Here is a 24,659-nt window from a genome sequence, read left to right on the forward strand (position 1 = left end):
TAGTCGAATCGGGGCGACTCCATCTTGGGGATCCCAACCAAGGTGGCTATCCCGGCCCAGAAAAACTGGCGACTTCACAAAAGTTTAAGCAACAATAGAGGGCGTTGCATGCAGATCTTCCATGGTCAGCGTCGCTTCCCTTCCCTACAGCATCACCGACTGGCAATTGGGCTATCGCTCCCTATCCCAGGAGTACGACTATTGGATTACGGAGATCGAAGGACGGATCCCGGCAGGGTTGCGGGGAACCCTGTTTCGCAACGGCCCGGGCAAGCTGGAGGCGGGATCCCAGCGCTACGGACACCCGTTCGATGGCGATGGCATGGTCTGCGCCATCACCTTTGTGGAGGGGAAGGTTCATTTTCGCAACCGGTTTGTGCGCACCCGCGAGTTTGAAGCAGAGGAAAAAGCCGGTCGGGTGCTCTACCGAGGGGTGTTTGGCACCCAAAAGCCGGGCGGCTGGTGGAGCAACTTTCTCGACTTGCGGTTTAAAAATCCCGCCAACACCAATGTCATCTACCAGGGAGACAAGCTGCTGGCCCTGTGGGAGGCCAGTGCCCCTTACCGGCTGAACCCGGCCACCTTGGCCACCGAGGGGATCGAAACGTTTGCAGGAGGGATCTCGGCCAGCCAGCCTTTCACTGCCCATCCCCGGCGGGATCCCCACACGGGAGATCTCATCGCCTTTGGGGTGCGGGCTGCCCAGAACTCCACGTTGCTGTTTTATCGTCTGGACTCGCGCGGGCGCTTGGTGGAAAAGCGGGATTACCGCCTGCCCGGTTTTGCCTTCCTGCACGATTTTGTCTGGACACCCCGCTACCGTATCTTTTTCCAAAATCCCTTGGCTTTCAATCCCCTGCCGTTTGTGTTGGGCTGGCAACCGGCGGGCACCTGTCTGACCTTGAAACCGGGGGAGCCGACCCGCATCTGGCTCTTTCCCCAGGGCGATAAGCCGCTGCAACTGGAAGCGGAGCCGGGGTTTGTTTTCCATTTTGTCAACGGCTACGAAGTCGGGGATCGGGTTGTGGTGGATGCCGTCCTCTATGAGAACTACCCTGCCCTGGAGCCGGATGCCGATTACCTGCAGATTGACTTTGCCCAGATTCCGGCGGGCAAGCTGTGGCGGTTCTATCTGGATCCCAAGGGGGGCAGCGTGAAGCGGGAACTGCTGCTGGATCGCTCGGTGGAGTTTCCGGCCATCCACCCGGCTCGAATGGGGGGATCCCACCGCTACATCTACATCGGGGCCACCCATGCTCCTGGCCCCAATGCTCCTCTGCAAGCCATCCTCAAGCTGGATACCGCCACAGGCCGCACGCAGCAGTACAGCTTTGCCCCCCGCGGCTTTGTAGGAGAACCGGTGTTCATCCCCGATCCAGAAGGTCAGGGCGAAGAGGCAGGGTGGATCGTGACGGTGGTTTTTGATGCGGCCAGCCAGCGCTCTCAAGTGGTGATCCTAGAAGCAGCCGACCTGACAGCCGGCCCCGTCGCGCGGATCCCATTGCGGCACCACATTCCCTATGGCCTACACGGCAGTTTTACTCCCCAGGTGTGGGTAACGCCTGCCTAAGCGATGAGCTTCAAGATGGCTGAATGGATCCCATCGGCTCGGGAAAGATCATGCGCCCCAGCCTTTGCGGGAGCCCTGGAGATCGGTCAGTCGGATCCCGGCTGTGCAGAAACACCTCCAGTCAGCGTTGCCGGAAAAAACTACAGGTACTCTATTCGTTTCAGCTTAGGGTGAGACGCCTGGGCTACTGAGAAAAGCCTTCTGGCTCTGCACCTTCAATGTTTTGGGTGTGAGTATAATGTACTAGTTCGAATCGAAATGACCATAAAGATGAAATGGTTCTGTCTGGGGGATAAACATTCTGCGGCCTGAGAACCATTCCCTTGGAACAGTTGCTAGTATTGGCTACACGTCGGCTACAGTGTTGACAACTGCTGGCTCCCCAGTTCCCGACGAGGGCACCTGCTGGGAGTTTGTCAATGGAAGCAGGATGGAAAGACGCTGTTGGGCGTTGTTAGGCTAGTGAATGGTGTGTTGAGCAGGTCTTGGGTCAAGAGCAAAGTTATGGCCTGTTTTTGCAACGGTAAATGTCTGCCGCCGAGCATTCTGAATTGACAGCAACGGAACCGTCACAATGTCCTCCGATCTGAGACCTCCCTTTCGACCGGTACGGCCCCCCAGACCCAGCTCAACGGGTGAGGCCAAGGGATCCCTGTCATCAGCGAAAGCTCAGGATCCTGCGGCAGCTCCTGGTGCTGTTCGCGACAGCGGGACGGAGTCCTTGCAGCCTGTTGTCAGTACCACTGCTAGCTTGGAAGAAAAGAAAGAGCGAGTCTGTTTGGAACCCATCCCCCCGCCTGGGGAGAAGATGCAATACCGAGCCATCGGCCTCATCGAAGGGCAATACATCCCCTCCCCAGAGCACTTTACCCGCGGGATTTTGCGCACCTCGGATGGCTTGGATCTGAATGCCGTATTGCTGGGCCGGGTGATGAGCCTGGTACGGAAGCACCTGAAGCCGGAACGCAACTATCTGTGGGTGGTTTATCCTCGCACCCGCGACAAAACCGAAGATCTGCACGTGCAGTTGCTGGGGGTGTGGGCCCCAGAAGAAATGGGGCGAACTCTCCCCGAGGGATCCCGTCCAACAGTGGTGCCGGATTGGTTTTCCATCCGGGGCGAGGTCGTTTTTCAATCGCAGGAGAAAGGGTTCATCATTGTCAAGATCCGTCAATCGGGCAAAAAAGCTTCCGCCAACTCTCCCTCTCAGCGAGTCCAGAAGGATGGAGCCGCAGCCCCCAAGCCCCAAGCCTTCAAATTGCGCCTGATCGGATCCCTGCCGGGCAAAGGGGTAGGCAATTTCTGGGATCTGCAGGTGCGCCGCCGTGGATCCCTGCTCTATGTGGAGGCGGGCACTCCCATCGGCCCAGTACTCAAAACGCCGCCGCGCCCACGCCTGAAGCGTTCCCCCCCCCAACCCAAAGCTAGGAAGAGTTCCACCCCCTCGACACGTGGGGAAGCGTCTATTCAAGAGCCGTTTTATCCTCTGCGAGATCCCACAAAAGTACCCAAGCCGGTTAAGAGAAAACGCCCATAAACTGGGCTAGTAGATCCTGCTTTAATGGAGCTTTTCATGTTGACCTTCTTGTTGTGAACCATTCTTTTACCCTGGTTAGGCCGTGGCAGAACCAACTCCTCCCAACAAACCTCCCAACAAAGATGAATTCATTTCGCCTCGCTATCCCTACTGGGGCGAAGTGAAGCCGCAGAACCTAGTTTTTGATGCCAACCTGCAGGAATTTAGCAATAAAGTGTCCTTGATTTGTAGCTTGGAAACCGGGGGCAAAATTACCCCGGAAGAAGCCTACCGGCAAATCAAAGAGCTGTGGAAACAACTCAAGCAGACCAAAAAAGCCATCTTGGACGATCCCCAGTGGAAGGAGTCTCCCCCCGACTTGCCGGAAGAGTAGCCGGCTGGATCCTGGCTAACCGCAAACGGTGTACACTGGGCGCGGATGCCGGGCTTGGTCAGGGAACATGAGGACTTTTCCTTCTCCGGAGGCGCTGCGTCGGCTGCCAGCGGGGGCTGCCGATGGGGCCATCATTCTGGGCACGTTGGTTCTCCTGGCCTTGGTGGCGCAGGTGGGGGTAGGGGCTTTTGAGCGGTTTCAGCCCCCGGCGGTGGTGCCCCGGATCGACTTGGATCCGCGCAACCTGCCCTACTATGCGGCCCGCTCCACCTTGCGCATGTTCATTGCCTTGGCCTTTTCCACCCTTTTTACCTTGATCTATGGCTACATTGCTGCCAAAAGTCGCTGGGCCGAGCGCATTTTGATCCCTCTGTTGGATGTCTTGCAATCGGTGCCGGTGTTGGGGTTTCTCTCCATTACCGTCACCGGCTTTATTGCCCTTTTTCCCGGCAGCTTGCTGGGGCTGGAGGCGGCTTCTATCTTTGCCATCTTCACCAGCCAAGTCTGGAACATGACCTTTTCCTTCTACCAATCCCTGCGCACGCTGCCTCAAGAGTTGGTGGAAGCGGCTACCTTGTATCGCCTGTCGGGGTGGCAGCGCTTTACCCAGTTGGAAGTGCCGGCGGCAATGGTGGGCCTCATCTGGAACGCCATGATGAGCTTTGGCGGAGGGTGGTTCTTTGTGGCAGCCAGCGAAGCCATCAGCGTGCTCAACCAGGAATACACGCTGCCGGGCCTGGGATCCTATGTGGAAGCGGCCGTCCAGGCGGAGGATCTGCCCAAGCTGGGCTGGGCGCTCCTGACCATGGCCGGGGTGATCCTGCTGGTGGATCAGCTCTTCTGGCGACCTTTGGTGGCTTGGTCGGATAAGTTTCGCCTGGAACAGAGCAGCGGGGCTGCTGCCCCCGAATCCTGGCTGTACGATCTGCTGACCACGGCGCGGATCCCGCGGCTGATCGGCAGTTGGCTGTCCCCCTTGGCAGAGTTGGTGGATCGGCTGTTGTCCTATCTGACTCGCCCGCACTGGGTGGATCCCCTTAGTCCTGAGGTCGAGCGACGCCGCGAGCGGCTGCTAACCCAGCTTTCCTGGGCAGCTATTGGCGGCATTGGGATTTGGATTGTTTATTTTGTGGCTACCACTGTGGGCTTTGGAGAGGTGATGCTGACCTTCGGGCTAGGGATCCTCACCCTGCTGCGGGTTAGCGTGTTGCTGGTGTTCGCCACGGTGATCTGGACTCCCATTGGAGTGGCCATTGGCTTTAATCCAAAACTGGCGAAACTGCTGCAGCCGGTGGTGCAATTCCTGGCAGCTTTTCCCGCCAATTTCCTTTTTCCCTTTGCCACGTTGTTTTTTATCCGCGCCCAGATCAGCATTGAGTGGGGCAGCATTTTGCTCATGTCGTTGGGGGCACAGTGGTATATCCTTTTCAACTCCATTGCCGGCGCCCAGAGCATCCCCACGGACTTGCGAGAAATGGCTGTGGATGTGGGCTTACGAGGATGGCAGCGCTGGCGAAAGCTGATCATTCCAGGGATCTTTTCCGCCTGGGTCACCGGGGGAGTCACGGCCAGCGGCGGCGCTTGGAACGCCAGCATTGTCTCGGAGATTGTGGCCTGGGGATCCACCACCCTGACGGCTACGGGGTTGGGCACCTACATTGCTGAGGCAACGGCGGTGGGAGACTGGCCCCGCATTACCTTGGGCATTAGCATGATGAGCTTGTTTGTGGTGGGCCTTAACCGTCTGTTCTGGCGACGGCTGTATCAGTTGGCGGAAGAAAAGTATCACCTTTAGTCTTTTCAATTTCTGAGGCAATATGAGCTCTGCAGCTTCCCCCGTTTTGATCGAGGTCGAGAAAGTCTACAAGCGCTTTCCTTTGCCAGAGGGCAAGGGGGAGTTTACCGTTTTAAGCCAGATTGACCTGCAGGTGCGGGCTGGGGAAGTCTTGGCTCTGCTGGGCCGTAGCGGCAGCGGCAAAAGCACCCTTCTGCGCATCATGGCGGGCCTGATCCCCCCCAGTCAAGGGCGGGTGCTGAGCAACGGCCAGCCTCTACGTGGGCCTAACCCAGATGTGGCGATGGTGTTTCAAAGTTTTGCCCTTCTGCCTTGGCTGACGGTGCAAGAAAATGTGGAGCTGGGGCTGCAAGCCCGAGGGATCCCCCGCGAGATCCGCCGGCAAAGGGCCCTGAAGGCCATTGACCTGGTGGGCTTGGATGGGTTTGAGAGCGCTTACCCCAAAGAGCTTTCGGGGGGCATGAAACAGCGGGTGGGCTTTGCCCGCGCCTTTGTCTTGGAGCCCAAGGTGCTGTTTATGGATGAGCCCTTCAGCGCCTTGGATGTGCTGACTGCCGAAAACCTGCGGGGGGAAATTGATGAGCTGTGGAACGCCCAAGCCTTCCCTTCCCAAAGCATCCTCATCGTTACCCACAACATCGAAGAGGCGGTGTTTTTGGCAGATCGGGTGGTGATTCTGGGATCCAACCCGGGGCGGATCCGGGGGGAGGTGAGAATAGATCTGCCGCGGCCTCACGAGCGCACGGATCCCCGCTTTAAGTCCTTGGTGGACTACATCTACGAGATCATGACCAACCCCGAAATTGCTGTTACCGGAGAGGTGGCTCTGCCTGCGCTGGCTGGTGATAAGGCCACTTCCCCCTATGCCCTGCCTCTGCCCCATGCGCGGGTAGGCGGGATCAGCGGTCTGCTGGAGTTGATCGTGGAGTGGCCGCAAGGGCGGGCGGAGATTGCCGATTTGGCCGAGCGGCTGCAACTGGCCGTGGACGACCTGCTGCCTATTTTGGATGCGGCGGTACTGTTGGGGTTTGCCGAGGTGACCGGCAGAGTGGTGCAACTGACCGAAATTGGCCAGGACTTTGCCAACACCACCATCCTGCGCAGCAAGGATCTCTTCCGACAACAGCTATTGGCACGGGTGCCCGTGTTCCGCAGCATCTTGCAGACTCTGGAAGAAAAAGGCAGCCGCTCCATGCGAGCGGACTTCTTCTTGGATCTTTGGGACGAACACTTCCCCCACGCTGAAGCCGAACGGCAGTTTGCCACCGCCATTGACTGGGGACGCTATGCGGAGCTATTTGAGTATGACGCCTCGGAAGAACGGCTCTACCTGCCGGAGCCAAGCGAGAGCTCCACTGCTCAAAAGCCTGTCGGTCTCAACTCTCGTTCCGACTGAAGCGCATCTGGCTCTGCCTTTTTCAAAGCTGCATCGTAGAGCGGAGGTATGGCGCCAATTCCAGAAAGTCCCAAAATCTACCACATTACTCATGTAGACAACTTGCAAGGGATTTTGGCATACCCCCCTGCCTAAAGGCAGGGGATTCTTGTTACTGGTTCTGCGACAGCACTTGAAATCATGGCCTGGGAACTTCAAGGCCTATGCCGCAGCCTGCCGGCGGGGGGAAGTCCAACCGGGCAAAATGTTCGTTTTCGAGACCGGAAACCTGACCAATCCGCGCTACATCATCAATTTCCCCACAAAACGCCACTGGCGGGGGAAGTCGCGGATCGAGGATATAGAAGCTGGGCTGAAGTCCCTTGCCGAGGAGATCAGGCATCTTGGTCTGCGCTCAGTCGCTTTGCCACCCCTAGGCTGCGGCCTCGGGGGTCCTCATTGGCCCGATGTGCGCTCCCGCATCGAGCAGGCGCTAGCAGAACTTCCCGACGTCCACATCCTTGTCTTTGAGCCCACCGGGCCTCAGCCTTTACCGAAGAGCATGCGCCGCGGCCAGATCCCTTCCTTGACGCCGGGAAGAGCGGTGCTGGTGGGCCTTATGGAGCGCTATGTAAACGGTCTACTTGTTCCGTTTGTCTCTTTGCTTGAGCTGCACAAGCTGATGTACTTCCTGCAGGAAGCCGGGGAGCCGCTTCGCCTGCGATTTACAAAGGGCGTTCATGGACCCTACGCCGAGAACCTGCGGCATGTTATCAAAGAAATCGAGGGATATTACATCTCTGGGTACGGCTCGGGCGGTGATCGACCAGACAAGAAGCTGGAACTGGTGCCCGGTGCTGTCGAGGAAGCCCATAGATATCTCGCTGGACAGCCAGAGACGAGAGAACGCTTTGAGCGTGTCAGCGACCTCGTGGAGGGCTTTGAGTCGCCCTATGGTCTAGAATTGCTGGCTACTGTCCACTGGATCGTGACTCGTGGGCACCCTTCTACGACGGCAGAGTTGGTGGAAAGCTTCTACGCCTGGGGAGATAGAAAACAACAATTCAGTAGCAAACAGATCCTGCTTGCCGCTCGAGTTTTGGCAGAGAAGGGGTGGTTCAAGGCACTTCCAACAGAGCCGCTTGCGGCCAGCCGAAGCCAGTTCGAAACACGGCCCTAGCGCTCTGCACTACTTCCGGTCTGGAACCTGCGAACACGACTACCCCTTGCCTGCAGCAAGTACCTACTCATAAATCCAGCTTTGGGCAACCGGTGTCCAGCTCACCAATTCCGACTCATCGAACCAAAGGGCGATCTCCCGCTGCGCGGTTTCAACTCCATCGGAGCCGTGAATGAGGTTGCGGCCAATGTCGATGCCAAAATCGCCGCGAATGGTGCCCGGTTCTGCCTCCAGGGGGTTGGTCTTGCCGATGAGCTTACGGGCGGCAGCAATCACCCCTTTGCCCTGCCAGACCATAGCCACCACCGGCCCCGAGGTAATGAACTTCACCAAACTGTGGAAGAAGGGGCGCTCCTTGTGTTCGGCGTAATGGGCTTCCGCCAGCTCTTGGCTCACTTGCACCAGCTTCAGGCCCACCAATTGGTAGCCCCGGCTCTCCAGGCGCTGGATGATGGTGCCCACCAGCCCCCGCTGCACGCCGTCTGGCTTGATGGCAATAAAGGTGCGCTCCATGGGATCTCCCCTCGTTTTACAGATCTTCACCGCTATCCTTGTACCGGATCGGGGATCCCGAGCGCAAGGGAGCAAAATTAGCGCTTTTTACGCGCCCACCACTGCCAAGGTCAGGAAGGCAGCCCCCACCACTGTAATCGCCCAGCCGGCCCAGCGAGTTAAGCCAGGGATCCGCAACCCCCAGCGTTCTGCTGCCCAAAGGGCCAGGAGAGCTACCCCATACTGGACGGTGCTCAACCCCAGTAGATATCCCACCCAAGGCATGGGTTGGGCGCCGATAATGGTTTCGGCGTAGGCATAGCCATGGAATAGCCCCGCCAGGGATCCCCCTATTAGCAAGAGCCAACTTGGGATCTGCCGCGGTTGCACCAGCAGCAAGCCGAAGAGAACCACGGAAGAGGCAATGGCCAGCTCCGTCAGTCCCAGGGGATCCCAGCCGGCCAGGTGGATCCCAGTGCCCACCAAACCTGCCAACACAAAGCCCAAAGGGATCCCGTAGCGCCAGGGCTGCCCCGCCGCCACAAGACCGATGGCCACGACGAAGGCCAGGTGATCCAAGCCAATGACAGGGTGAGCCAGCCCGGAGAGAAATCCCTCCCAGGCCGTTGCAGGCAGTTTCCCTCCCAGGGCGTGGTGGGCAAAAGCCGGCGAAAAAAACCCCGTAACTGCCAGTGCACCCCCAGCAGCGGCAAAGCTGGGGATCCCTTCCTTCCGCCACCGCCCAAGCGGCGATGGGACTTGCTGCCAAAGCCAAGACATGCTTTCAGACCTCCCTGAGTTGCCCTCAGTAGCCACCCCGATCTCCCAGTCTACGGGCGCTCTCTGTACCCTTGCAGATTTTCCGGCTCAAACTGGCGCAAAATCCGCGTGGCTTCGCGGAGGCGGGTTTCGTTCTCTTCTTCCACAATGAGCACGTACTTGCCCGCAGCGAGGCGGTTGCGGTAAGCCAAAGCATCGCCGGAGCCACTGGACAAGCCCACCCCGCCCCCGACAAAAAAGCTGCCCATGGCCCCGCCCATCGCGCCCAATAGGCCGCCGATCAGGTGGTTGCCTATAGGTCCCGCCCAGGCAAAGGTATCCAAACCACTCAAAACGCTGAACCCCACCCCGGCCAAAAAGCCAAAGGGCACCAACCAAATGGCCAGGCGCCGCATCTGACGGCGGGCCGCTTGGGCCGGGTCAATCAGCCCAAACTCGTCGGCACTCTTGTAGCCCCGCCCCAGCAGATGCAATCGCTCCAGGGAAAAGCCGGCTTGTTCCAGGGCGCTGTAGGCCGCCTCAGCGGCTATGCGATCCGGCAGTACCGCGATTAAATAGCTCATGGACCCGGGGATCCAATCCGTTCCACATCTTATTGTCTGCCAAGTTTGAGCGAGGATCCCTGTGACCCAGTCTGGCTCCACTAGCGCTCCATCTACTAGCCTCTACCAGCGCTTTTACGAAGTGGTGCGGCGGATCCCGCCGGGCCGAGTGGCCACCTATGGGCAGGTGGCGCGGGTTGCCGGTTACCCCGGCTATGCTCGCCAGGTGGGCTATGCTTTGTTTCGCCTGCAAGGCCAAAACACCGACATCCCTTGGCACCGGGTGATCAACGCCCAGGGCTGCATTTCCTACTCCCCTTTTCGCCTGGGCTACGACGACCTGCAGAAAGCGCTGCTGCAAGCCGAAGGGATCCACTTCGACGCCGAGGGCCAGGTGGACTTGCAACAATTTGGCTGGGATCCAGGGGAAGTTTAACCTAGGCTTGACCTAACCTTAAACAGGTCATAGCGAAACCCCAATCCCAGCCTTGGTAACGTGAACGCGGATGCGTCCTCTCTTGTGGATGGAGTGAAGGAATTGTCATGAAACCAGCTTGCCGTGCTCGAGGGTCTGCCCCTGCCAAGAGATGGCTCCCGGATTGGCTGAACCCTCTGGCCAGGTCCCTGTGGGTCGGGTTGTGGTGTTTGGTGCTGAGCCTGGCCAGCGCCTGCGGTAGCAGCAGCTCGGTTCCCCCAACCGGCGGAGGGGCTGGGTTTATCGCCTCGGATCCCAATGTGGCTCTCTCGACTCAGCCGCCCGCTTTTACCCTGCAAATCCTACATGCCAGCGACTTGGAAGCCTCGATAGCTGCCGTACAAGATGCGCCGCGCTTCTCGGCGGTGGTGAATGCTCTGCGCCCCCAATTTCCCAACACGGTGGTGCTCTCCAGTGGGGACAACTATATCCCCAGCCCCTTCTACAACGCCAGCACGGATCGGTCTCTGCAAGGCCGTTACAACCTCACCCCTGGCAAAGCCGATATCGAGATCATCAACGCCATTGGCTTTGAGGCGGCTGCCTTCGGCAACCACGAGTTCGACCAAGGCACGCGCCAAATTCGCGACCTCATCCGGCCCGACACTGGCCGCGGCTACGCTGGGGCTCGTTTTCCCTACTTGAGCGCCAACCTCAGCTTCAGCGGTACCGGCGAATTGGCTAGCTCTGACTTTGCTGCTGATGGTCAAGAGGCCAGCTCTATCCGCGGCAAGATCGCCAAGACGGCGGTGATCACGGTAGGAGGGCAGCGGATCGGTCTGGTGGGAGCCACCACCACCCGTTTGGCGGCCATCTCTAGCCCCGGCCCCGAGGTGAGGGTAGAAGGCAGGGTGGACGATACTGACCAGGTGAGTGCCGCTCTAATCCAGGGCTTCGTCGATCAACTCACCGCTCAGGGCATCAACAAAATTATCCTCCTAGCCCATCTGCAACAGTTGCAAAACGAGGTAGCCCTGGCCAGCCAATTGCGAAATGTGGACATCATCATTGCCGGCGGATCCCACCGGGTGATCGCCAAGCCCACCGATCGCCTGCGCACTGATTTGCCCGATACCCGCAGGGGTGACTACCCCATCTTGCGCTCCTCCGCCAGTGGTCAACCGGTGGCGGTGGTCAACACCGGCTCCAACTATCGCTACGTGGGCCGCCTGGTGGTCAGCTTTGACGCCAACGGGGTTATTGCCCGCATTGACCCGGTGAGCGGTGCCTATGCCACCGACGACCAAGGGGTAGCAGCTGTCAGGGGCACCCCCAATCCCGACGTAGTGCGGATAGCCAACGAAATTGGCAACATCATCCGCACCAAAGATGGCCGCACCTTCGGCTCCACCACCCAATTTCTCAACGGCCTGCGGGCAGAGGTGCGCACCGAGGAAACCAACCTGGGCAACCTCACTGCCGATGCCAACTTGGCCTACGCCAGAACGGTCGATCCTTCTACGGTTATCTCCCTGAAAAATGGCGGTGGCATTCGCGCTCCCATTGGGGCTACCACCGGCGGCGGCGGCGGTGAGCCGGTGCGGCGCATCCCACCGGTGGCTAACCCTGAAGCCGGCAAGCAGTCCGGTCAAATCTCTCAGCTGGACATCGAAACGGCCCTTGCTTTTAACAACGGCCTCTCTCTGTTGACCGTCACCGCTGAGGAACTGAAGCAGATAGTGGAACACGGGGTGGCGCAAACCCAGCCGGGAGCTACGCCGGGCCGCTTCCCCCAAATTGGCGGCTTTGCCTTTAGCTTTGATCCCTCGCGGCCACCGGGATCCCGCGTCCTCTCCTTGCGGGTGGATACGCCCACAGGTCGGGATGTGGTGGTGCGCAACGGCCAAGTGCAAGGGGATCCCAGACGCACCTTCCGCCTGGTGACCCTGGACTTCTTGGCCAACGGTGGGGATGACTATCCCTTCCCTCGCCTGTCCAACCCCAACCGGGTGAACTTGGCCCCCAGTTCCGGCATCACCTTCGATACCCCCGGCAGCGAGCAAGATGCCTTGGCTCGGTATTTGCGGCAGATCGGCGTGTTCACCCAAGCAGACACCCCGCCTGCCCAGGATACCCGCATCCAGAACCTGTCGGCCCGCCCAGATACGGTGCTGCAAGGTCTGTAGATTGGGTTAACAGACTGGGGCAGATTGGTCCAGAGGAGTGGTAATCCGGTGCCGGGCTTCCTTCTTGCCAAAGGAGAGATTGGCTTGGATGAGTTGCCTCAGCAGCGTGCCGGAGAAATGTCTTGAGCTTTTTAGGAAGGGATCCCTGGCCAGCGTCAAGGATCCCTTTTCTTTTTCCTACTCCTATCCCTGCTGGTGTTACTTGGCAACGTTTACCGGGGTGCCCAGGCGGGCTGTAAACCTTGCGGGCATTGCCCACAATAGGTGGATTTGTATACGGATTGAGTTGCTTCCTCAAGGAGGAATCATTACCATCAAGGGTGACGTCCGCTCCTTTTGTTGTTCATGACTCTGGAGACGTTTTTTACCCAGCTCAACGCCAATGGCTTAGCCATTGCGCTTTTGCTCTTTGCCACCCCTTGGGTGGTTTGGGTTCTCTGCGACTGGATCCCAGGCCAATGGGAGGAGCCTTTTTTGCTCAGCTTAAGTATCGGCTTGGGAGCGGTAACTCTTGTCCTCTGGGCGGGCTACTTGGCCTATGCCACCAACACCGCCGGCTGGCAGGCGGTGGTGAAGCAGGCGGATATGTTCTTGCTGCTGGTGCCTCCCTGGACTTTTCTTAGCTCCATCTGGGTGGCGCGGCAGCGCATGCCTCTCTCGCGGGTGCCGGCTTTTCGCACCTTGCAAGGGATCGGCATTTTGGCGGCAGTCTATCTTATTTTTTCTTGGCTCAGTCGCCGGGTTTATCTTGTCTTTTTTTCCTACATGCCCTTTTCGGCTTTCTTGTGGATCCTGGCGGGGCTGTTGGGGGTGGCGTACATCGGCTATCGCATCATCTTCGGGGATCCCCCCAAGTATCCGCCCGAAACCTGAGGGGGCAGACAGCAGGGACTAAAATCAAGGGAGACCTTTTGCAACTTGGCAATGGTGACCGTCCCTCTGACTTCAGCCCTGAATATCGACTATCGTCCTCTGCAGGAGCTGTTATCGGCGGGATCCTGGCTAGAGGCGGATCGGCTGAGCTTACAACTGCTGTGTCGGGCGGCGGGAGAGGGGGCAATGCGGCGGGGCTGGCTGTATTTTTCTGAGGTGAGCCGGATTCCGGTGGAGGATTTGCGAACGATTGATCACCTGTGGCGAGTGGCCTCTGGGGATCGCTTTGGCTACTCTGTGCAGCGACAATTGTGGTTGGGGGTGAACCGCAACTGGGAGCGCCTCTGGCCGCTCATTGGCTGGAAGCAGGGCTACCACTGGACTCGCTACCCCGACGAGTTTACCTGGGATCTGTCTGCCCCCAAAGGCCACCTACCCCTCTCCAATCAACTGCGGGGCGTGCGGGTGCTGGAGGAATTGCTCACCCACAAGGCTTGGGAAGAAGTGTCTGGCTGAGCATCCCTGGTTACTGGCTGAATCATAATTGGACTAGACTGTGGCCGAGCAACTGCAACTAACCCAATTTCCCAACTTGCCCATCGACCTGGCCCAGGCCTGTGAGCAGGCCATCCAGGCTACACGGCTGGCTATGCAAGCAGGATATCGCCGCCTGCTCATTGAGATCCTGGCTCCTGAGATTAAACCGGAAGTCTTGGCCCGTCCGTTTTTGGAGCTGCTGCAACCGCCTGCTTTGGTGCTATTCAGCGATGCCGGCGGAGCAGCCCTGGCCCAGCGGGAATGGGGATCCCTGCCAGAAGGGATTGAATTACAGAGCTTGACTTCCCGGACTCAACCTACCCCAGAACAGAGCCTCCTGCTGGTGATGCCAGCGGTTTACAGCTTGGATCAGGTGGAGCGGGTTTGCCAAGCGGTCAGTGGCGGGGATCCCTCTGGGCTGGCTTCCAAAGGACGGGATCCCAAACCCGTCGTGCTGCTCAACCCCCAATTGCAGGATGCCGCCACCGTGGGTGTGGGTCTGGCCGGTCGCCGTCTGCGCCAGCGGTTTCTGAGCACCTTCGAGACCAGCTACTACCTGCGCTCATTGGTGGAGGGAGCCCTGTTTCGCGCCTATCCGGATCCCTGGAGCGTGTGGCAGCAGGAAGAGCCCGGCCTCTACAGCGTCTTGAAGACTTTTATTGCCCAGCCCACCGGCGAGGAAGTGGCCGAACTGTTCAGGGCCAGCAAGGGAAAGGATCCCTGGTGGAGCTGGCGGCGCTGGCTGGGATCCCTGTGAGGGTCAGGATCTCATGGGGAGAGAGGCCAGGGGTGAGGGTTAGTACTATCTCAAACTCTTTTAATAAAGACTATAAAGCTCCCCGCCTCATCTCTATTTCGGTGATATGATCACACCACGCTAGGAGTGTCTGGGGATCCCCCCCCAGGCTGAGATTACATCCTCAGAACCTGATCTGGTTCATACCAGCGTAGGAAAGCGAGCACTGGAGTTGACAACATGCGCAGCGAATGGGTTGCCCGTCGCCGTGGGCAAGCAAATGTAACGCAGATGCACTTTGCCCGTCAGGGCGTGATTACCGAAGAGATGGAGTATGTGGCCCAGCGGGAAAACCTGCCGCCGGAACTGATCCGCTCGGAAGTGGCCCGGGGTCGCATGATCATCCCTGCCAACATCCATCACACCAACCTCGAGCCGATGTGCATTGGGATCGCTTCCCGCTGTAAAGTTAATGCCAACATCGGCGCTTCCCCCAGTTCCTCAGGATTGGCGGAAGAGTTGGAGAAACTGAAGTTGGCCATCAAGTACGGCGCCGATACTGTTATGGATCTGTCCACCGGAGGCGGCGATTTGGATGAAATCCGTACTGCCATTATCCAAGCTTCTCCGGTGCCGGTTGGTACGGTGCCCATCTACCAGGCCCTAGAAAGCGTGCATGGCAATGTCGAAAAACTCTCGGCAGAAGATATCTTGCATATTATCGAAAAGCAGGCCCAGCAAGGGGTGGACTACATGACCATCCATGCCGGGATCCTGATCGAATATCTGCCGTTGGTACGCCACCGCCTGACGGGAATTGTTTCCCGTGGAGGTGGGATCCTAGCCCGCTGGATGTTGGCCCACCACAAACAAAATCCTCTCTATACCCACTTCCGCGATATTATTGAGATTTTCAAGAAATACGATGTTTCTTTCAGTTTGGGAGATTCTTTGCGACCGGGATGTTTGCACGATGCCTCTGATGAGGCGCAACTGGCGGAGTTGAAAACCCTGGGCCAGCTGACCCGCATGGCCTGGGAGCACGATGTGCAGGTGATGGTAGAAGGGCCGGGGCACGTGCCGATGGATCAAATTGAATTTAACGTGCGCAAGCAAATGGAGGAGTGCGACGAAGCTCCCTTCTACGTTTTGGGGCCTTTGGTAACCGATATTGCGGCAGGCTATGACCACATCAGCTCCGCCATTGGGGCGGCCTTGGCTGGCTGGTATGGTGCGGCAATGCTCTGCTACGTCACCCCCAAGGAACACTTGGGTTTGCCCAATGCTGAGGACGTGCGCAACGGCCTCATTGCCTACAAAATTGCCGCCCATGCTGCCGACATTGCCCGTCACCGGCCTGGGGCCAGGGATCGCGATGATGAGATGTCCAGAGCTCGCTATAACTTCGACTGGAACCGGCAGTTTGAATTGTCTTTGGATCCAGAACGCGCCAGAGAATATCACGACGAAACCTTGCCGGCAGATATCTACAAAACGGCAGAGTTTTGCTCTATGTGTGGGCCAAAGTTTTGCCCTATGCAAACCAAGATGGATGCAGAGGCTTTGAGCGAGCTGGAGCGGTTCTTGGCCGCGCAGCCAACAGGATAAGTCTTGGCCCATCCCTGCCCTGAAGGCTTGAAAAAGGCCATCGTCTGTCTCGCCTATGGACTGGATTGGGATCCCTGTCTCAAGTTCTCAAGAAGTCAGGTCTAGAGCCCTGTCTTGCTGCAGGGATCCCTGCCCTTTGCGGCGGGGAGTGTGTCAAGCTGATCTGTAGGGGAGTGTGTCAAGCTGATCTGTAGAAGAACCATTGCAGTTGGCTCAATTGAGCACAGAGGATGACATGGCACTTAGACAACTCGGGCATGTCGCCATCCGGGTAGAGGACATTCCCAAGGCGGTGGAGTTCTACCAAAAGCTGGGCATGGTTAACGTCTGGCAGGATCCCGACTGGGCCTACATGAAGGCGGGAGAGGATGGGCTGGCGCTATTGGGGCCGGGCTACCGCGCGGCAGGGCCTCACTTTGGCTTTGTCTTCGACAGCATAGAGGAGCTCCAGCAAGAGCACCAGCGCCTGAAATCCCAAGGGATCCTGGTGGGGGAAATCCACAGCCACCGGGATGGCACTGCCTCTTTCTATGGCAAGGATCCCGACGGCAACCTGTTTGAGTTTTTGTATGAACCTGCGGGGACTTTCGACAGGGCTAGGTCAGCTCAAGCAACAGCTTGACCGATAGAGCTCCAAATACCCTTAATTCGCCCAGCCTAGACGACAAAAGACGAAGGGATCCCCTCCTACACAGGGGATCCCCCCTTTTGACCAGCATTTACCCGACTTGAGCCAGTGGGAGTTGCCCGGTCAGTCGCCAGATCTGCTGGAGGTTTGCACGTACAAAATCACCAGGAAGATGGCGGGCACCAGAACGACTAAGAGAGTGGCCAAGATGCCCAGGTAGTTCGTCTCCATAACTCCAAATGCCACAAGCCCAACTGGCAGTCAGCATACCACTCTTGAGTACGACTTGCCCAAAGGGAAAACGGGCGGGCCAAGGCTAGGGCTTGGTTTTGACCGAAACATCCCCCAACACCTTGGTCTGGCAAGCAAGGCGGTAGCTGTCGGGCTTGCGCTTGAGCTTGCGGTTTTCCGCCTCGGTGCGAGGGGAGAGGTTCTCGGATCCCTCAACAATCTCCACCACACAGGTGCCACACTGGCCGTTGCCGCCGCAGTTGAGCAGCTTGGCCATCATTTTGTAGAGATCGATCTGGTTTTCCAGAGCCTTCAAGCGCAAGTTAGCGCCTTCAGCGACGAAGATCTCTCGGTTCTCGTTGACGAAGCGGATCGTTGCCATACCCCTGCCAGAAACCACGACACCTTTCAGACTGAGCCAGGAGAGCGCTCACAGTTGCTAAGTATTGTAACATTTTAAGTCATATTTTTAATCTCCGGCGAGAGATCTGGGATGATGATGCCTAAAGTGAGACGGCATCCTGCCTGAAGCCACTCAGGTCGGTAGCGTTTCGTTATACTGTTTGATGCCCGCGATGGAAATTCTGAGAGCGATATCCTAGTTGGGTGCGCTCAGGGGTTCAAGCGGGTGCGGTACCCCCCGACTCTGAAGAGACTGCTCGGGTCAGGATCCCAGGTAAGATGTCGGCTTAATTGTTTGACTGGATATCGCGTAAGTGTTGGAGAACGTGGAGGACCGAGCTTTATGGGACTACCGTGGTATCGGGTCCATACGGTTGTACTGAATGACCCAGGTCGCCTAATCGCGGTTCACCTGATGCATACTTCTCTGGTAGCAGGTTGGGCCGGATCAATGGCGCTTTATGAGACGGCCATTTTCGATCCGTCGGATCCTGTCCTGAATCCGATGTGGCGTCAGGGCATGTTTGTCATGCCATTTATGGTTCGCCTGGGGGTGGTCAACTCCTGGGGCGGTTGGAATATCTACGGCGAGAGCGTAGCCAATGCGGGCTTCTGGACGTTTGAAGGGGTAGCTACTGCCCATATCGTTTTGTCCGGCTTGCTCTTCTTGGCCGCCTGCTGGCACTGGGTGTACTGGGATCTGGAGCTGTTCCGGGATCCCCGCACCGGCGAGCCGGCTTTGGATCTGCCGAAAATATTTGGGATCCACCTGCTGTTGGCCGGGATCCTCTGCTTTGGGTTTGGCGCCTTTCACCTGACGGGGGTGTTTGGCCCGGGGATGTGGGTGAGCGATCCCTATGCGACGACGGGGCACGTCCAGCCGGTGGCGCCGGAATGGGGGCCAGCCGGTTTTAACCCCTACAACGCCGGAGGGGTGGTGGCCCACCACATTGCTGCCGGCATTGTGGGCATTATTGCAGGTCTATTTCACATCACGGTACGCCCACCCCAGCGCCTCTATCGCGCTCTGCGAATGGGGAACATCGAGACGGTGCTTTCCAGCTCGATTGCGGCGGTGTTTTTTGCCGGTTTTGTGGTGGCCGGAACCATGTGGTACGGCAGCGCCACTACCCCTGTGGAGCTGTTTGGTCCCACCCGCTACCAATGGGATTCTGGCTATTTCAACCAGGAGATTAACCGCCGGGTAAATGCGGCTATGGAAGCCGGGATGACCCGCAGCGAGGCCTACAACTCCCTGCCCAAATCTTTGCTCTTCTACGACTACGTGGGCAACAGCCCGGCCAAGGGGGGTCTGTTCCGAGCTGGCCCCATGAACAAAGGGGATGGCATTGCCATCGAGTGGCTGGGCTACCCGGTGTTCCGTGACCGCGAAGGGCGGGAGCTGACGGTGCAGCGGATGCCCAACTTCTTCGAGACCTTCCCGGTTATCCTGCGGGATGCCGATGGGGTGGTGCGGGCAGACATTCCCTTCCGTCGGGCGGAGTCGCGCTACAGCTTTGAGCAGGTGGGGGTGACTGTGGAGTTTTACGGCGGCAAGCTGGACGGTCAGGTGTTTACCGACCCGGCAACCGTCAAGAAATATGCCCGCCAGGCCCAGTTGGGTCAGTTGTTTGAGTTCGACCGAGAAACCCCCAAGGCGGACGGCACCTTCCACACCAGCCCCCGCGGTTGGTTTACCTTTGCTCACGCGGTCTTTGCCCTGCTGTTCTTCTTTGGCCACATCTGGCACGGCGCTCGCACTCTCTTCCGCGATGTGTTCGCCGGTATTGACCCCAATATGAGCGAGGAAATGGTGGAGTTCGGCGTCTTCCAGAAAGTAGGGGATCCCACTACCCGCAAGGTGCAGGAAGCCTAGAGCCCTTTTCGGCGATGCCGTCGGCACTCTGCTTCACTTTGGAGATGGGGTGTTGGCGGCTCCGAGTTAATCTGGAATCAAGCCCCCTTAGAAATGGAGGTTTTGTATGGAAGCCATCACCTACACCTTTATCCTGTTTTTGACGTTGGGCCTTTTGTTTTTCGCAGTTGCCTTTCGGGAAACTCCGAGAATTACCAAGAAGTAACCCAGGGTAGTGGCTGCCGTTCCTGTCGCGTCGGGCTCAAGCAAAGCAGAGGGAAAGTCAATCTCCTTTGATGCCTGTGGTTTAGGTTTACTTCTGGATGAGGCCGGAGCTCTCTCCGGCTTTCCTATTTGCGGTTGGGTAGCGGCAACTCGGAATGGAGTGATTCCAAAATAAGATTCCAAAATAAATAGTCAAGTAGCGGCAACCTGAGGATCCTTCCTTTTGGGAGAGGAGGGGGGAGTTCTCAGAGCTACTGAGACCCTTTTCGGTACTCTTCGGTACTCTGTAGGAGAACGCTTGTCCTACTGCTCAAATTGAACTCGCTAAGGATGCCTTAGGATGGCTTTTGGGATCCCAGAGACAGCTTAGCTTGGGTTCAGATTCAAGATTGGGTTAACGATGGCAACAGTGCTGCTGGTGGAAGATGATCCGATCAACGCCCGTGTTTTTGAGAAGGTGTTGCGACGGCGGGGAGGTTTTGAGGTCTTTCACAGCCAGGATGTGGAGCAGATTTTGAAGCTGGCCCAGGGGCACGAGGTGGATGTCATTTTGTTGGATGTTTCCCTGTCCCAGAGCACCTTTCGCGGCGAGGCGGTGGACGGGATCCGCATTGCCCAACTGTTGAAGGCGGATCCGAAAAGCAGCTCCATCCCCATCATTTTGGTGACGGCCCATGCGATGCGCGGCGACCGCGAGGCATTTTTGGCCCAGAGCGGGGCAGATGGCTACATTGCCAAGCCGGTGGTGGATCATGAGGAGATGGTGAATCAAGTTCGCCAGGTGTTGTCTCAAGGGCCGAGGCAGGAGTGAGCTGTCCCGGAGAAGAATGGAGAAGAAGAATTAGGCGGCGAAGCTGTGCAAAATCGACTGCCAGAAGGGGATCCCATCCTGCCCTGGCAAATCAGGATCTGCTGCCCGCTCAGGGTGGGGCATTAAACCCAGAATCCGACCGCTGGGATCGCAAATGCCGGCAATATTATCCACAGAGCCGTTGGGCGCAACCGGAGCATAGCGAAAGACGATCTGCCCTCGATCCTGCAACTGCTTGAGGGTATCCGGATCACAGGTGTAGCGGCCTTCCCCATGGGCGATGGGCAGGGTTAGGGTGGATCCCTGGGGATACGCGCTTGTCCAGGGGAGATCCTGCCGTTCTACACGGATCCCCACTCGGTCGCAGATAAAGTGCAGGTTGGCATTGCGCACCAGTGCCCCCCGCAGCAGGCCCGCCTCTGTCAAGATCTGAAAGCCATTGCAAATGCCCAGCACATAGCCCCCTCGCGCCGCGTGCTCCTTCAGGGATCCCATCACCGGGGCAAAGCGAGCAATAGCCCCGCACCGCAAATAATCCCCATAGCTGAAGCCCCCCGGCAGCACCACCACATCCAGCCCCGACAAATCCGTCTCCCGGTGCCAGATCAGCCGCGTTGGGCAGCCCAAGAGGCCGCGGGTTACCCAGGCTACATCTCGGTCGCAGTTGGAACCCGGAAAAACAACAACGCCAAACCTCACGCCAGCCATTGGGATCCCTTGACGAGAGAAAAGAAGAGGGTGTGGTTGTAGCTATCCTAGAGAGCTTGAGACATTTTCCCAGTTTCTCTCCCCTAAGAAAAAACTGCGCTCCGTGAAATGGACAATTTCACAGTTGTTTGGAACGCCTCAAGTCAACCCCAAATCGCGTGAACCCATCAAATTAACCACCGATGGCAGCCACTTGGATTTGATAAGTCTCAATCACCGGGTTGGCCAGCAGTTGATGGCACAGCTCATCCACCTGGCGGTGGGCGGTCTCGGCGTCGGGGGCCTCTAGCTGCAGTTGGATATGCTTGCCAATGCGCACCTGCTGTACCTGGGTATGCCCCAGCTGATGCAAGCTGGACTGAACCGCAGCCCCGGCGGGATCGAGAACAGAGGGGCGTAGGTGAATCTGAATCTGGGCCTGGAACTGCATAGAATAAAGGCTGGATCTGTTACCAGTGTATCAGTCGGATCATCACAGCTTTGGGTTCAGTCATGGATGCGTCGCGCGTGGTGGCCATTGCCCACAACGTTTTCCGGGAAACGATTCGGGATCGGATTCTCTACCTGGTGATGGTATTTGCGGTGGCCATGCTGGGAGCCACTGTTTTGATCCCGCAGGTGGCCAACCAGGCCCACAACAAAATCATTGCCGACCTGGGGTTGGCAGCCATTCACTTCTTCGGCCTGATCGTGGCCATTTTCGTGGGCACAGGGCTGGTGAATAAGGAGATTGAAAAACGCACGGTGTATGTGCTGATCGCCAAACCCATGAGCCGGGCAGAGTTCATTGTCGGCAAGCATCTGGGCCTATCGGCGCTGCTGTCGGTGCTGGTGCTGCTGATGACGGTTGTGTTTCTGCTGAGCTTGCTGCTGGTGCAGGCCCCGATCCCCCTTTTGGCCATTCTCTGGGCAACAGTCTTCACTTTCTTAGAGCTGGTGCTGATTGTTGCCGCAGCCCTGCTGTTCGGGGTTTTCACTTCCTCGATTCTGGCCACCCTCTACACCATTGCCCTGTTCCTGATGGGCCATGCCAGCCGCGCCCTGCTGCAACTGAGCAAGCTGGTGAAAGATGCCGGATTTGGCAAACTGTTTGAGGTGATTTATTTGATCCTGCCGGATTTGGAGCGCCTCAATCTGAGAGATGCTGCGGTTTACGGCCAAGTTCCGCCCCCAGCAGAACTTCTCGGAGATGCACTGTACGGCTTGGTTTACACCCTTTTGCTGCTGATTCTGGCAGTGTTGGTGTTCGCCCGGCGTGAGTTCTGACGTTACCTCTTCCCCCATGCGTTTTTTCCACTTCTATACGCCCGAACAGGTGCCTTCATCTGGGATCCCGGAGTGTGCGGTGGCCATTGATGTGCTGCGGGCCACCACCACCATTGCCACAGCGCTGGCAGCAGGAGCAGAAGCGGTACAGGTGTTTGCCCACCTGCAGCAGCTCCAAGAGGCAAGCCAAAACTGGCCGGCTTCCCAGCGGCTTTTGGCCGGGGAACGGGGGGGCAAAGCGGTGGCGGGGTTTGATCTGGGCAACTCCCCCCTCGACTACACTCCCGACCGCGTGCGGGACAAGCGCATCTTCCTGAGCACCACCAACGGCACGCGCAGCCTACAGCGCCTGGAAGGGATCCCGGTGGTGATCACAGCAGCCCTGGTGAACTTGGGGGCCGTGGTGGACTTTCTCAGACGGGGATCCTTTGCCGAGGTGTGGCTGGTGGGATCCGGGTGGGAAGGGGCCTTTTCGCTGGAAGATACTGCCTGTGCCGGAGCCATCTTGCATCGCCTGGGCTGCTCTTTGAACCAGTTGGGCAACGACGAGACCTTGGCGGCCTTGGCCCTCTACCAAACTTGGCAGGACGATCTGCTGGGTTTGTTGAGACGCTCTAGCCACGGGCAACGGTTGTTGGGGCTTGGGCCGGAAAACGATAAGGATCTGGCCTATTGTGCCCAGCTGGATCGTCTCTCAGTGGTGCCCCGACAGGTTCAGCCAGGGGTTTTGGCCAGTGGCGGGTAGATTTTGGACAGGTGGAGCGACCTGTGGATCCCACCACCCTCTGAGCTGGAAGTAGGCGGCCATTGTCAGCATGGGCTGGATCTCAACAGGCCGGGCGTAGGCTTGGGGATCCTTCCACGCCAGATATGGTCTTCGGCTAACCTGCTTGTGCCGTGTCGGGAGCGATGCCCAGCGCTTTCTGGTGCAGCCACGCCTGCCATTCTCCTGGGATCAGCTTGTTGTTAAACGCATCGCCAGAAACAAACATATCCCGCTGATTCTGGGCCAACACAAAAATGGAGCGGCGATCGAAATGGGAAGTGAGTTTGTAGAGGGTGTAGGGGCCTTCTGAGTAGAGGGTCAGAGTTTCCTGATCCAGGCCATGGCGGCTGCTTTGGCCGTAGGCCCGCAAGACCATGTTGATCAATCGCTCATAGTGCATAGACCGCAGATTAGAAAGCTACACAGAACATAGACAGATATTACGGAAGCCGCTGCCAAGGCCCGAGCGGCTCAGGTGAACCCAGCATAACAAATCCCCCTGGATGGCCACGCAACGCCAACGCGAATGAACAAGATGGGATCCGCACCCATGCAGCGTCAAATGCAGCAGAAAAATGCGGTAGAACTTAAGGCAAGCCATCACGCAACCCTCTTGCACAGGCAGCCCCCCCATGGCCAACATGGCGCCCCGCCCACCCCACCCCACAGAGCCTGTCCGCATTGGCATTGTCGGCGCTTCCGGCTACGGAGGGGTACAGTTGGTGCGGTTACTGAGCGAGCATCCCGGCGTGCAGATCACCTACCTGGCCGGGCAAGACAGTGCCGGCAAGCGCTACGGGGATCTCTATCCCCAGTTGGCCCAGGCCGTGGATCTGACCGTTCAGCCGGTAGAGGTGGATCGTATTGCCGCCAACAGCGATGTGGTGTTTTTGTCTCTCCCCAATGGGCTGGCTGCTGAGCTGGCTCCGCCTTTGCTGGCCAAGGGGTGCAAAGTCTTGGATTTGTCGGCAGATTACCGCTTTCGCAACCTGGCCACCTACCAATCTTGGTACCGCATGGGTCAGACGGATCCCAACTGGCCCAGCCCTGCCTATCGCCAGGCCAATGAGCAGGCGGTCTATGGGTTGCCGGAACTTTATCGCGAGGCGATTGCCCAAGCCCAACTGGTGGGCTGTCCCGGCTGTTATCCCACTGCCTCATTGTTGGCGGTTGCTCCTCTGCTGCGGCAGGGGTTGGTGGAGCTGGACAGCCTCATTTTCGATGCCAAATCCGGCGTTTCGGGGGCAGGTCGTACCCCCAAGGTGGGATCCCTGTTTGCCGAAGTGGACGGCTCTCTGGCAGCCTATGGAGTGGCCCAGCACCGCCATACGCCCGAGATCGAGCAAGCTTGCACCGACCTGACCCACACCCCCATCACCGTGCAATTTACGCCTCATCTGGTGCCCATGGTGCGGGGGATCCACGTCACGTTGTATGCCACCCTGCGGGATCCCGGCTTTGTGGGGGAAGATTTGCTCACCATTTACAATGCTTTCTATCGCCAATCTCCCTGGGTGAAGGTGCTGCCGCGGGGGGTCTACCCGCAAACCAAATGGGTCTCCGGCACCAACACCTGCATGATCGGGGTGGAGGTGGACAGCCGCACCAACCGCGTTATTGTCCTGTCGGTGATCGACAACCTGATGAAAGGGCAAGCCGGGCAGGCAGTGCAGTGTCTCAACCTGATGATGGGATGGCCGGAAACGTTGGGTTTGCCTCGGCTGGCGTTTTACCCCTAGCTATAATGCCGGTAATCCCCTTGAGGCCG

The 24,659-nt window shown here is 58.2% G+C and carries 27 protein-coding genes and 1 riboswitch; of the genes, 19 read left to right on the plus strand and 8 right to left on the minus strand.

Annotated elements, in window-relative coordinates; all coding sequences use genetic code 11:
• Positions 1-121: 121 nt before the first annotated feature.
• The 6 genes from ACVWY8_RS10885 to darG all read left to right on the plus strand — a co-directional run bounded on the left by ACVWY8_RS10885 (position 122) and on the right by darG (position 7,830).
• Positions 122-1,570: a carotenoid oxygenase family protein gene (locus tag ACVWY8_RS10885; RefSeq protein WP_457394781.1), complete on the plus strand. Its 1,449-nt coding sequence runs from the start codon at positions 122-124 to the stop codon at positions 1,568-1,570.
• A gap of 808 nt (positions 1,571-2,378) precedes the next feature.
• The gene (locus ACVWY8_RS10890; RefSeq protein WP_414350093.1) at positions 2,379-3,107 is read left to right on the plus strand and encodes a PDDEXK family nuclease; all 729 of its coding nucleotides are present in this window, start codon (positions 2,379-2,381) and stop codon (positions 3,105-3,107) included.
• Between the two features lie 82 nt (positions 3,108-3,189).
• Positions 3,190-3,480, plus strand: coding sequence for a DUF7219 family protein (locus ACVWY8_RS10895; RefSeq protein ID WP_414331448.1), 291 nt, complete (start codon positions 3,190-3,192; stop codon positions 3,478-3,480).
• A 67-nt stretch (positions 3,481-3,547) separates the two neighbouring features.
• Positions 3,548-5,275: an ABC transporter permease gene (locus tag ACVWY8_RS10900; RefSeq protein ID WP_457394783.1), complete on the plus strand. Its 1,728-nt coding sequence runs from the start codon at positions 3,548-3,550 to the stop codon at positions 5,273-5,275.
• Positions 5,276-5,297: 22 nt separating this feature from the next.
• Positions 5,298-6,671 (plus strand): ABC transporter ATP-binding protein, encoded by a 1,374-nt coding sequence (locus ACVWY8_RS10905; protein WP_414418892.1) that lies wholly within the window; start codon positions 5,298-5,300, stop codon positions 6,669-6,671.
• A 148-nt stretch (positions 6,672-6,819) separates the two neighbouring features.
• Positions 6,820-7,830 (plus strand): type II toxin-antitoxin system antitoxin DNA ADP-ribosyl glycohydrolase DarG, encoded by a 1,011-nt coding sequence (gene darG, locus ACVWY8_RS10910; protein ID WP_457394786.1) that lies wholly within the window; start codon positions 6,820-6,822, stop codon positions 7,828-7,830.
• Between the two features lie 63 nt (positions 7,831-7,893).
• Here darG and ndk read toward each other — a convergent pair whose 3' ends face one another.
• The 3 genes from ndk to ACVWY8_RS10925 all read right to left on the minus strand — a co-directional run bounded on the left by ndk (position 7,894) and on the right by ACVWY8_RS10925 (position 9,665).
• Positions 7,894-8,343, minus strand: coding sequence for a nucleoside-diphosphate kinase (gene ndk / locus ACVWY8_RS10915; protein WP_011431937.1), 450 nt, complete (start codon positions 8,341-8,343; stop codon positions 7,894-7,896).
• Positions 8,344-8,430: 87 nt separating this feature from the next.
• Positions 8,431-9,102, minus strand: coding sequence for a HupE/UreJ family protein (locus ACVWY8_RS10920; protein ID WP_011431938.1), 672 nt, complete (start codon positions 9,100-9,102; stop codon positions 8,431-8,433).
• Between the two features lie 50 nt (positions 9,103-9,152).
• Complete coding sequence (locus ACVWY8_RS10925; protein WP_414408618.1) at positions 9,153-9,665, minus strand: hypothetical protein; 513 nt, start codon at positions 9,663-9,665, stop codon at positions 9,153-9,155.
• A gap of 61 nt (positions 9,666-9,726) precedes the next feature.
• Here ACVWY8_RS10925 and ACVWY8_RS10930 point away from each other — a divergent pair, with 61 nt between their 5' ends.
• The 7 genes from ACVWY8_RS10930 to ACVWY8_RS10960 all read left to right on the plus strand — a co-directional run bounded on the left by ACVWY8_RS10930 (position 9,727) and on the right by ACVWY8_RS10960 (position 16,621).
• Complete coding sequence (locus ACVWY8_RS10930; protein ID WP_414329999.1) at positions 9,727-10,080, plus strand: MGMT family protein; 354 nt, start codon at positions 9,727-9,729, stop codon at positions 10,078-10,080.
• Between the two features lie 212 nt (positions 10,081-10,292).
• Positions 10,293-12,245, plus strand: a complete 1,953-nt coding sequence (locus ACVWY8_RS10935; protein WP_238376959.1) for a bifunctional metallophosphatase/5'-nucleotidase — start codon at positions 10,293-10,295, stop codon at positions 12,243-12,245.
• A gap of 345 nt (positions 12,246-12,590) precedes the next feature.
• On the plus strand, positions 12,591-13,118 hold the full coding sequence (locus tag ACVWY8_RS10940) for a hypothetical protein (protein ID WP_011431942.1): 528 nt from the start codon (positions 12,591-12,593) through the stop codon (positions 13,116-13,118).
• A 51-nt stretch (positions 13,119-13,169) separates the two neighbouring features.
• Positions 13,170-13,634, plus strand: a complete 465-nt coding sequence (locus ACVWY8_RS10945) for a GUN4 domain-containing protein (RefSeq protein ID WP_457394788.1) — start codon at positions 13,170-13,172, stop codon at positions 13,632-13,634.
• 40 nt (positions 13,635-13,674) lie between these two features.
• Positions 13,675-14,412, plus strand: a complete 738-nt coding sequence (locus ACVWY8_RS10950; RefSeq protein ID WP_414343589.1) for a DUF1995 family protein — start codon at positions 13,675-13,677, stop codon at positions 14,410-14,412.
• Between the two features lie 112 nt (positions 14,413-14,524).
• Positions 14,525-14,626: riboswitch (TPP riboswitch) on the plus strand.
• Positions 14,627-14,631: 5 nt separating this feature from the next.
• Positions 14,632-15,999: a phosphomethylpyrimidine synthase ThiC gene (gene thiC, locus ACVWY8_RS10955; protein ID WP_457394791.1), complete on the plus strand. Its 1,368-nt coding sequence runs from the start codon at positions 14,632-14,634 to the stop codon at positions 15,997-15,999.
• Between the two features lie 235 nt (positions 16,000-16,234).
• A complete protein-coding gene (locus ACVWY8_RS10960) occupies positions 16,235-16,621 on the plus strand; it encodes a VOC family protein (protein WP_457394794.1) in 387 nt (128 codons plus the stop codon).
• Positions 16,622-16,750: 129 nt separating this feature from the next.
• Here the strand turns inward: ACVWY8_RS10960 and psbM are convergent, their stop codons facing one another.
• Together psbM and ACVWY8_RS10970 are read right to left on the minus strand one after the other, a co-directional pair.
• Positions 16,751-16,858 (minus strand): photosystem II reaction center protein PsbM, encoded by a 108-nt coding sequence (psbM, locus tag ACVWY8_RS10965; protein WP_071818137.1) that lies wholly within the window; start codon positions 16,856-16,858, stop codon positions 16,751-16,753.
• An 85-nt stretch (positions 16,859-16,943) separates the two neighbouring features.
• Entirely contained in the window at positions 16,944-17,240 is a 297-nt protein-coding gene (locus tag ACVWY8_RS10970) for a 2Fe-2S iron-sulfur cluster-binding protein (protein WP_011431947.1), read from the minus strand.
• 363 nt (positions 17,241-17,603) lie between these two features.
• Between ACVWY8_RS10970 and psbB the strand changes: the two genes are divergently transcribed.
• The 3 genes from psbB to ACVWY8_RS10985 all read left to right on the plus strand — a co-directional run bounded on the left by psbB (position 17,604) and on the right by ACVWY8_RS10985 (position 20,151).
• The gene (gene psbB / locus ACVWY8_RS10975; RefSeq protein ID WP_457394797.1) at positions 17,604-19,136 is read left to right on the plus strand and encodes a photosystem II chlorophyll-binding protein CP47; all 1,533 of its coding nucleotides are present in this window, start codon (positions 17,604-17,606) and stop codon (positions 19,134-19,136) included.
• 106 nt (positions 19,137-19,242) lie between these two features.
• Entirely contained in the window at positions 19,243-19,341 is a 99-nt protein-coding gene (locus ACVWY8_RS10980) for a photosystem II reaction center protein T (RefSeq protein ID WP_011431949.1), read from the plus strand.
• A gap of 399 nt (positions 19,342-19,740) precedes the next feature.
• Positions 19,741-20,151, plus strand: a complete 411-nt coding sequence (locus ACVWY8_RS10985) for a response regulator (protein ID WP_414330017.1) — start codon at positions 19,741-19,743, stop codon at positions 20,149-20,151.
• Positions 20,152-20,181: 30 nt separating this feature from the next.
• Here the strand turns inward: ACVWY8_RS10985 and purQ are convergent, their stop codons facing one another.
• Positions 20,182-20,859, minus strand: coding sequence for a phosphoribosylformylglycinamidine synthase subunit PurQ (gene purQ / locus ACVWY8_RS10990; protein WP_457394799.1), 678 nt, complete (start codon positions 20,857-20,859; stop codon positions 20,182-20,184).
• A gap of 172 nt (positions 20,860-21,031) precedes the next feature.
• Entirely contained in the window at positions 21,032-21,289 is a 258-nt protein-coding gene (gene purS / locus ACVWY8_RS10995; RefSeq protein ID WP_011431952.1) for a phosphoribosylformylglycinamidine synthase subunit PurS, read from the minus strand.
• Positions 21,290-21,351: 62 nt separating this feature from the next.
• On the opposite strand from purS, the gene ACVWY8_RS11000 reads away from it, so the two are divergent.
• Both ACVWY8_RS11000 and ACVWY8_RS11005 read left to right on the plus strand, forming a co-directional pair.
• Positions 21,352-22,125, plus strand: coding sequence for an ABC transporter permease (locus tag ACVWY8_RS11000; RefSeq protein ID WP_414330211.1), 774 nt, complete (start codon positions 21,352-21,354; stop codon positions 22,123-22,125).
• 16 nt (positions 22,126-22,141) lie between these two features.
• Positions 22,142-22,870, plus strand: a complete 729-nt coding sequence (locus ACVWY8_RS11005; protein ID WP_414388265.1) for a 2-phosphosulfolactate phosphatase family protein — start codon at positions 22,142-22,144, stop codon at positions 22,868-22,870.
• 136 nt (positions 22,871-23,006) lie between these two features.
• On the opposite strand, the gene ACVWY8_RS11010 is transcribed toward ACVWY8_RS11005, so the two are convergent.
• The gene (locus ACVWY8_RS11010) at positions 23,007-23,291 is read right to left on the minus strand and encodes a hypothetical protein (protein ID WP_011431955.1); all 285 of its coding nucleotides are present in this window, start codon (positions 23,289-23,291) and stop codon (positions 23,007-23,009) included.
• A gap of 232 nt (positions 23,292-23,523) precedes the next feature.
• Between ACVWY8_RS11010 and argC the strand changes: the two genes are divergently transcribed.
• Positions 23,524-24,630 (plus strand): N-acetyl-gamma-glutamyl-phosphate reductase, encoded by a 1,107-nt coding sequence (gene argC, locus ACVWY8_RS11015; RefSeq protein WP_011431956.1) that lies wholly within the window; start codon positions 23,524-23,526, stop codon positions 24,628-24,630.
• Positions 24,631-24,659: the final 29 nt, after the last annotated feature.

The organism is Thermostichus sp. OS-CIW-32 (assembly GCF_054060415.1).